Source organism: Pirellulales bacterium (assembly GCA_033762255.1).
Lineage (GTDB): Bacteria > Planctomycetota > Planctomycetia > Pirellulales > JALHPA01 > JANRLT01.
Genome location: JANRLT010000024.1, coordinates 1 through 7998, shown reverse-complemented (window position 1 = coordinate 7998; position 7998 = coordinate 1). Strand labels below are relative to the sequence as shown.

Annotated in this window: 5 protein-coding genes; all 5 read right to left on the bottom strand. The window is 55.7% G+C overall.

The genetic code is table 11. From position 1 onward, the window contains the following. The coding region (locus SFX18_07470; protein MDX1962975.1) for a hypothetical protein at positions 1-1081 on the bottom strand (1081 nt) is incomplete at its 3' end. Positions 1082-1169: 88 nt separating this feature from the next. Then, positions 1170-3242, bottom strand: coding sequence for a serine/threonine-protein kinase (locus tag SFX18_07465; protein ID MDX1962974.1), 2073 nt, complete (start codon positions 3240-3242; stop codon positions 1170-1172). Between the two features lie 191 nt (positions 3243-3433). Continuing rightward, a complete protein-coding gene (locus SFX18_07460) occupies positions 3434-4189 on the bottom strand; it encodes an FHA domain-containing protein (GenBank protein ID MDX1962973.1) in 756 nt (251 codons plus the stop codon). A gap of 445 nt (positions 4190-4634) precedes the next feature. After that, a complete protein-coding gene (locus SFX18_07455) occupies positions 4635-5456 on the bottom strand; it encodes a hypothetical protein (protein ID MDX1962972.1) in 822 nt (273 codons plus the stop codon). Positions 5457-6254: 798 nt separating this feature from the next. Then, positions 6255-7457: a hypothetical protein gene (locus tag SFX18_07450; protein ID MDX1962971.1), complete on the bottom strand. Its 1203-nt coding sequence runs from the start codon at positions 7455-7457 to the stop codon at positions 6255-6257. Positions 7458-7998 lie beyond the last annotated feature (541 nt).

Genomic DNA, 7998 nt, shown 5'->3' with positions numbered 1-7998 from the left:
GGTTTGGTTCCGTGGGCGCTGCTAAGGCGGGCGCTGGTTCGACGGCAGGGGGTGGTTCGGGGGAAGTTGCCTCCGCCACGGGGGCCTCGGCCGGTTTTGGTTCCGTGGGCGTTGCTACGGCGGGCGCTGCTACGGCGGCAGGGGCTGGTTCGGGGGAAGTTGCCTCTGCCACGGGGGCCTCGGCCGGTTTTGGTTCCGTGGGCGCTGCTACGGCGGGCGCTGGTTCGGCGGCAGGAGGTGGTTCTGCGGCTGGGGCTGGTTCAGCCGGTTTTGATTCAGCGGGTTTTTCTTCGACTATTTTGGTGCCCTGGGAGGCATCAAGAGAGGGGGTAGTTCCCTCCTCGAGCGCTTGTCGCGCTAGTTCATGCAAAGCATCGTGATTTGTGGATAATAACCCCGTCGAGGGAACTTCCACGGGATGGGTGGGATGTAACTGCGATGAGGGTAAAGAATGAAAGCCCCCCTCTGGCAGGGAATCCAATTGCTCCATCAGCATGGGACGGGGGGAAACTCGCAACCTGAAACCCGGAGCCTCTCCCTCTCGCAAGAAATACAAACCCACCGCAGCGCCGATCAAGGCGGCGCAGATTAACGCCCCTTTCAATGTTCCGGAACGCACATTCTTGGGAATCAGCACGAGCACTAACACAAAACCAACGACCATCGCCACCGCCAAGATGATGAAGATAAAAAGACTCACGCCTCCCCAATAAAATCGTGCTTGCGAAGCGAATTCTTGCTGCGGAGTAGGGGGGCTAAAGGGTGCGGGAGGTGTCAAAACCTGCGGTTGAAACACGGGGGCGGGCACCGTCGGCATCGGAGGCAGCGTGATTTGCTCTTGGAATTCACCTGGCAGCGTGACCTGAACCGGTAAAGCCACTGGGGGAGGGGGATACTCGACCACGGTTGTTCGAACAACTAAAAAAATTGCCAACGGAGCAACTAACAGCAAAGCGCAAGCAACCAGACCAAAAACGTGTGTTTGTTCCCGGGCAGCCAGATAAATTGAACCGGCGAGCAAGCCCAGGTAAACCACGGCAATGAGGGCCAATCCGGGTAAAAACACGAATTCAGCGGCCATGGAAGATTCTCCGAATCCAAAACGAGTTAATCAAAATGTGCAAAATGCTTGCGTTATTAAAGCGGAGGAAAGAAAAGCGCGTTCCGCCTTAGGCGTGGGTTGCTTTTGATTCGTCCAGGTACCGTTCGGCGGGGGGGACCCATCGTGCCGCGATCATCACCGCCGCGCACGTCGTCATGGCGATCAAGTATCCCCACGGTTGGGCAAAGGGGGCAACCATATAAATCAAGCAAGCCACCAGCCCGATCCACAACACGCCCCACAGGCTAAACCGGCGTTCTCGCAGGGGATCCGCATACGTCCACCATTTTGGCACGCTTAGCAATAAGCCAAAGAACAACACAAAAGCGGGCAATTTGGCGTACCCGGCGCTGTTAATGAATGTATTCCGCTCCACGATTGTCATGCGTTCATCCAAAAAGAACAATTGCGGATCAAATCGGGGCCAGGCCATTAACCAGTCACTCAGACCATAAGCGCACAGTCCCAGCCCCAAGCCGGCCCCCAGCATGACCAGCCGGCGCAAGACCACATCTCCCTGGTGGCGTTCCCATAACTTGCCAAAGCCCAGGATTGTCCAAGTGCACATCAGGCTGACCAGTCCCAACCAGGCTAATTCATTAACATGAATTTCGTGGTCAAAGAGGATGCTGCCGATTAATACGCCAATCGCCACAATAAAAGTTGAGCCGATTAGGGACCCGATCCAACTGGTAAATTGCCTTCCAGGAGTTTCGATCAATTCCGCCCGCGAGAGCCGGTTGCTGCGCCGCCGGGGGGCGGGTTGCCAGCGCGCTCCCCCTGGATGGGGCTGGGTAATATGCAACTGGGGCTCCGCCACCAGTTCCGCGGTAATTGGCGCGGCAAACACAGCGGGCGAAACCAAGTTTGCTGCCGCTGGTTGTCTTCCGGTGGCAACTGGCGCCGATTCCGAGGACTTGACGTTGCTCTTGGTCATACCCAATAAAATGGCCCGGATGACATAATACACACAATAGACCAGTGCCAATCCCGCCACTGGAGGTCCCCAGGCCCAGATGGTGGCAAGGCCAAAGACGATGCCGACGATGCCCACGATCAATTGGCCATTGGAGGGGAGTCCGATCCACCAACGGTGAATATCGCGCAGGACTTGGTTAAGAAACAGCGAGATAGGCTCATCCCCCAGGCCGTTGTTCCAGGGTTGATTCGATGAACCGGAGGCATAATCCCCCGCCGGGGCATTTTTACCGGGGGGGAGACTGCGAAAGCCGGAATGCTCGGGATGAACGCCGTCGCCGGGATGCCCCTTGAATCCTCCCTCTGGACCGGCGACCGCCCCTAGGCCTCCGGGCAATAACGCCAGCATTTCGGTCACATTGCTAAATCGCTGCGAGGGATCCTTGGCCAGGGCGCGGGTGACAATCGTGCGATACGGTTCCGCTAACCGGCTGACATCCGGTTGCGCGGTCAGGTGCTTCATGAGGATCTCGCCCAGGCTTTCCCCTTCGAACGGGAGGCGGCCGGTGAGCATTTCGTACAGCATGACCCCCAGGGCGTAAATATCGATTTCCTTGCCGTAACGGCCGTTGGCCACTTCGGGCGCCATGTAATGTACGGTCCCCACGCTGCCCGTCTGCCCGCTGCGGCGGCTGCAAGAGATAAACTTTGACAGGCCGTAGTCGCCGATTTTTACCACGCCTTCGTCCTGAAAGACGTTGCCCGGCTTTAAATCGCGGTGCACCACGCCATGATCATGCAGGTAAGTCACGCCACAGGCAATCCCGCGAAACCAGCGCAGCGCTTCGCGCTCGGGCAGGCCGTGTTGTTGCCGGGCCATCAATTGTTCCAGGCTTTCGCCGCTGACAAATTCCATGATCACCCAATGATCGCCGCGGTCGTCCCGCTTAATGTCATACAGCGCGACCAAATTGGGATGCTTGAGGTTGAGGCACTGGGTGACGCCGCGCAGCTCGATATCCAGGTTTCGGCGGACCAGCTTGAGGGCGACTTCCTTGCCCGCGTCGCTCACGGCGTAATAAACTTCGCCAAAGCCCCCGTGCCCGACGCCCCGTTTAATGGTATAGCCGCTGACGGGTTGGGCGCCGTTGGAATATAAAAATCGCGTACCCGTGGAAGGGGACGCTCCGGCGGGGTCGAGTTGTTCAGCCGTGAGGGCCATGATTTGCCTGGCTCAACATATAAGGAGGGGGTAACAAAGTCAGCCGTTGTTAATTCTTAGGTGGAATTCGCTGGTAAGCTACAAATCTTGGCGGCGAACACTAAGATTTTGAATTATCCAAAACTCCGCCGCCTGGAACTAACTTCACTATACTCAACATTCTTGCCATTCTACAGGCAAACCGGGCGGTTCTAGCTTAGCGGCTCCACGCTGAGGCTGGCTCCGGGGAGCAAAATCCGCGAATTTGCCATGATTTTTCCTTTACCTGTCAGGGTTTTGCCATCAATTTGCAACTCTCCCGCGGTCCGAATTTGCCAGTCCGGCCCTTGGCGATAAATGACCGCTTCTTGCCTGGCCTGGGGGCAAACGATATGCGCGGCCGCGGCCGGTCCTAAAATACACGCTTCCGCCAGTAACACGATCCCGTCCGTGGCGGGTTGCGTCCGGTGATGGCTGACCCATTCCAGTCGGGCACTCATGCTCAGGGGGTGGGGCTTGCAAAAGCGCAAGCGGACACTGCCGCCAAGCTGGATGATTTGGCCATGTCGAACGTAAGTAATTGCCTGCACTGGTTTTCCGTCAAGAAATGTCTCACGCGCCGGCTCCAACAAATACCCCTCGCGATCACGGTGCAAGATGGCATGCCGTCGCGAAATGTCCGCCCAAATGGGGATATCAGCAACCGCGGGGGTGGCAGGTTGGCCTAGCACCACGCTGGACTGGGTGCAGACCAGATACGCCCCGACATTATCCGCCCAGATCAAAAAGCGGGGGGAATTCAAGGGTTCAGCGGGAATAGAAGGTGTGGACATGGCCGCTGTGGTGGGTGCGTGTGCCGAAACCAGTCCTGTCCGGGTGGCGGCGGCGTTTTGTGTCCGCCAGTTCCCCACCACCATCCGCCACAAGGGCCAAAAACCCTGCGTTTCCGTAAGCAGATTGGCTGCCATGATTATAACCTTGCGCTAACAGGGATCGGGAGGTGATTTTTTGTATGACGATGAGGAATCGGCCGGAATATCAAGTTCGGATTTTGCCCGCAACCCAAGGGACAGTTGGCTTAACTCATGTGAACGTAAAAGCACTTCGCGGTTCAAAGTTATTTCGTTTGTCAATGCTATGTGGGCCAAAGGCGTTTAATTCTTTGCGGGCCGAAGGCCCGACTGATCCCAGGCGTGCTAAAGGAATTGTGGCAAGCGCGGCGTCGCCCTAGGTCAATGGGAAGTAAGGGAATGAAAGGGCCAAAGGACCGATTATCTACTTCGCCAAAAGTAGTTTATCCGCCAATCCCTGGGGTTACAGGCTGAAGCCCGAACCACGATGTAACCATTTCAGTTCAGAAACAAAAAAGTCCGAGCGGTGAAGCCAGTTCGCTTCACCGCCCGGAACTGATGTTTACTTCTGTTCCGAAGTTGTGCTCACTTCGGCGATTGTGTTCGCCGGAGCTTTTTCACCCAGGTATTCCGCGACTTGATCCAAGAGATCGGCGGGAACTTCCTCGCTGACGGTGATTTCGCCAATGCCGTCGGTGTGGAATTCAGTCTGAGCCAGTTTTTCGGCCACTTGCAGACGGCCCCGCAGGCTGGCGATCAGCTCGCGGACATGGCCCAGTTGGCTATCGTCCAGGTTGTACTCGTTATTGGTTTGGGCCAATTCCACCATTTTCAGGCGGGCGTCCAAATTTTCGACCTCGGCCTCCAGTTGGCGTTTGGCCACCAACATTCCTTCCAACTTGGCACGGGCGGCGTCCAGGCTTTTTTGCCGGGCGGATAAGATATCCTTGAGGCTTCCCAGGGTGGCATCCGCGGTTTTGAACCGTTCAAACCGGTTGGCCAAGTCGTTTTTGACTTGGGACACGGTATAGGTCCGCCCGCCGTAGCGATAATTATCCTTGCCGGCGGCCAAGTCGTTCTTGAGCTTGCCCAGGTCGGCGCGATCCTTGGCCAATTTTTCTTCGGCGGTGTTAATTTGGGCATCCAGGTTTTGGACGGCGACTTCTTCCTTGGCAATGGTGTGCATGTGTTTTTTGATCTGGGGGATCAAATCGCGGACCATTTGGCGGGCGCGGTCGATTTCAAATTCGACCGGGACGGAATCTTGCACCGTCTCGCTAAAGCGGCCCCAGCCGGTCGAGACATAGCTATGGGCCGACGTGCCAAAATACAGCATTCCCCCCAGGGCCAACGCCGCACCGGTAACAAACAATTTTTTCAGCATGGGTCTATTCCTTTTCCGAAAAAAACAAGGACAAAAATTGACCGGAACAGCCATTTACCAACTGGCAAACACCAGGCCGCGTTTATTTTCGCGGGAGCCGACGACGGACATGGTTAAAATTTTTTACTGAGGGGGGAAATTCCGGGAAATCACCCCTCGGGCATGGATGTTTGCCAACGGGAAACCGGCTGCGATCACCCCCGGACAAGGGGCAATTAACGGTCCGATGGGGGATATTCGGCACAAGTTGTCAGATATTGGCCCAATTGGAAAAAAATCTCAAAAATCCAATTATGCCCCTCAAGAATGCGGTTTTTACCGTTTTTGCTTTGTTTGTGGATCAACCAGAGGCCATTCGCAGAAAAGGAGGGGCCAAGATGCAAAGCATAACGGCAAACCCGGCCCGCTGACCGCGGTTAACTCCCGTACTACTAACCTTTACATTCTTCGCCTCTTGCGAAGATTTTCCGTTATCCATGCATTTGTGGTACAGAGTTACGACCTCTGGCAGCCGTTCTGTTTGTAATCCTGGCCAGTGCCGCGACCTTTTTTAGTCATGGAACACAGATTTGACTGATGGAACTGATTAACACAGATCAGCAAATGCGCTTGGATTCAAGTTTCTCGTCGATAAAATCCCCTCTGATCAGCGAAAATCAGTCCGATCAGTGTCATCTGTGTTCTATTGCCTGCTGACTTTATCCCTTTGGGTTGCGGGCAAAGCCCTCGCTAGGATTATAGCGCCAATCAAGCATCGGCCATGGATCGCCGCCCGATGACATGCCCTTTAGACGGGGGTTATTTCAAGGGCAGCAGACGGATTTCACGAATATCGCACGCCGCAGCATGCGCGATCTTGCTGGCGACAACCGCAAGCGTTTTGATGCCGCCGCTGTTGAATTCAATCTGACCGACCTGCCTGGGGACAAATTTTTGAAAATGCCCCGTCTCTGCCACGATAAATGTGAGGGGCTGCGTCCCCGCGACGCCTTGAATTTCCATGGTCGAGCCCCCTTGGCCCGTGCCGCAACCTTGTAACACTTCGACCGTATATTTTCCCGGCTGATCGACCGTGAATTCCCAGGTGGCTCCCTCGCCGGTCTGGGTCCAGTAGCCCAGCGTGTTTTTCTCTGGTTTTGGCTCGTAACGCAATTTGGTTCCGTGAATCCTAGCGGACCGGGCAGGGAGGGTCAGTGTGCCGTCCTGGGCCGTCACAATCCGTTCATCGCTCTCAAATGCCGGTTGCAGAAAGACCGCCTTCAAATTCATCAAGGCCGAACCAGCCAATTCTTGGGGAATGATGCGCAGTTCCTGGGGGCCTTCGCCCTTGATATAGACTGACCCCACGGGGATGGTAGCGTATTGATACCAACTCTCCGTGGTTGGTAACGGAATGCGCAATTCTTGACCGTCCAACTGTAAGCGCGCCAGGGCGGTTTTTGGTTCGGCACGGGAGTAGGTGATTTTTACGTCATAGCGTCCCCAGCGCGTGGCGGTAAACTTCCAGGCGACTTCGTCCCGGGGCTGGGTCCAAAAGCCAATGCGATGGTGACTGCCGGTTGTTTCCAGTTTGGCCGTGGTACCCAACACCTGTGCCGTTTGCGCAGGCAAAAGCCATGTACCATCAGGGAGTTGTTCGGTCGTTGCCGCATAACCCAGCGTGAATGTAGCGCCCGCTTGCAATTTTGACTCGGCGGAATTTGCAACCGCCAGCGCGCCAGTTTCGCTTTCGAACACTAGCGGCAGATAGACCGGCTGACTCTGTGCTGTCTGGCGGGCAAAAATGACCGGTTGGAGGTCAGCGGGAAGATCCCAGCGACCGCTCGCGGGAGTGGCTGCAATCTTGGCCAGATATCCGCCCGACGCGTCGCGCGGCTCGAGAACGGTTAATTCTCCCCAGGCGGTTTGGCGAGGTTCGGCGCCGACCAACACCGGTACGCCCGCGCGCAGACACAGCAATAGCGTGGCGACAAAAGTTAATCGGTTCGCACGAATGTTCATTTGTGGATTTGCTTTGAAAAGTGAGAATTGCCAGACCCAACCATGCCGAGCCGGCCGAAAGCCAGGCTCATTTTGACCGCTGGACAGGGGAGTGGCAAGCCAAACCCGGCAAACGTTGCAGCAGTCGCGGAATGGCGTGAGAATGGACGAGCACATTCGGAAAAAAATTTACCGAGGAACTGGAGGAAAAGCGAAAGACTTTCCGATCCCGGCAGGGATCACCGCCCCTAGCCGGTGGTTGAGCGCAGCGATACCACCGGAAAAATAGCCCCGAACGATTCTTTTCATCCCGGCAGGGATGGCAGGCTATTTTATTCTCTGGCATCCCTGCGGGATGCATGGTTTATCTAGGACTCCGTGCAACTCTGTTCCCTGTCCATCAAAACAAACACTGTTGGATGGATTTTACAGTAGCAATAAATTCTAAAAATTTGCCAATTGCTTATCCGGACTGCCATAATGAATCCTGGAGGGAGGGATGTTTCTATAAAAGCTGAGTTCGTTGCTTAATAGGGGAGGTGCCCCATGCGCTCCATACAGT

Bases quoted from the DNA above. Each gene is read 5' to 3' on its own strand.
- SFX18_07465 (MDX1962974.1), bottom strand. From the start codon at position 3,242: ATGGCCCTCACGGCTGAACAACTCGACCCCGCCGGAGCGTCCCCTTCC.
- SFX18_07460 (MDX1962973.1), bottom strand. From the start codon at position 4,189: ATGGCAGCCAATCTGCTTACGGAAACGCAGGGTTTTTGGCCCTTGTGG.
- SFX18_07455 (MDX1962972.1), bottom strand. From the start codon at position 5,456: ATGCTGAAAAAATTGTTTGTTACCGGTGCGGCGTTGGCCCTGGGGGGA.
- SFX18_07450 (MDX1962971.1), bottom strand. From the start codon at position 7,457: ATGAACATTCGTGCGAACCGATTAACTTTTGTCGCCACGCTATTGCTG.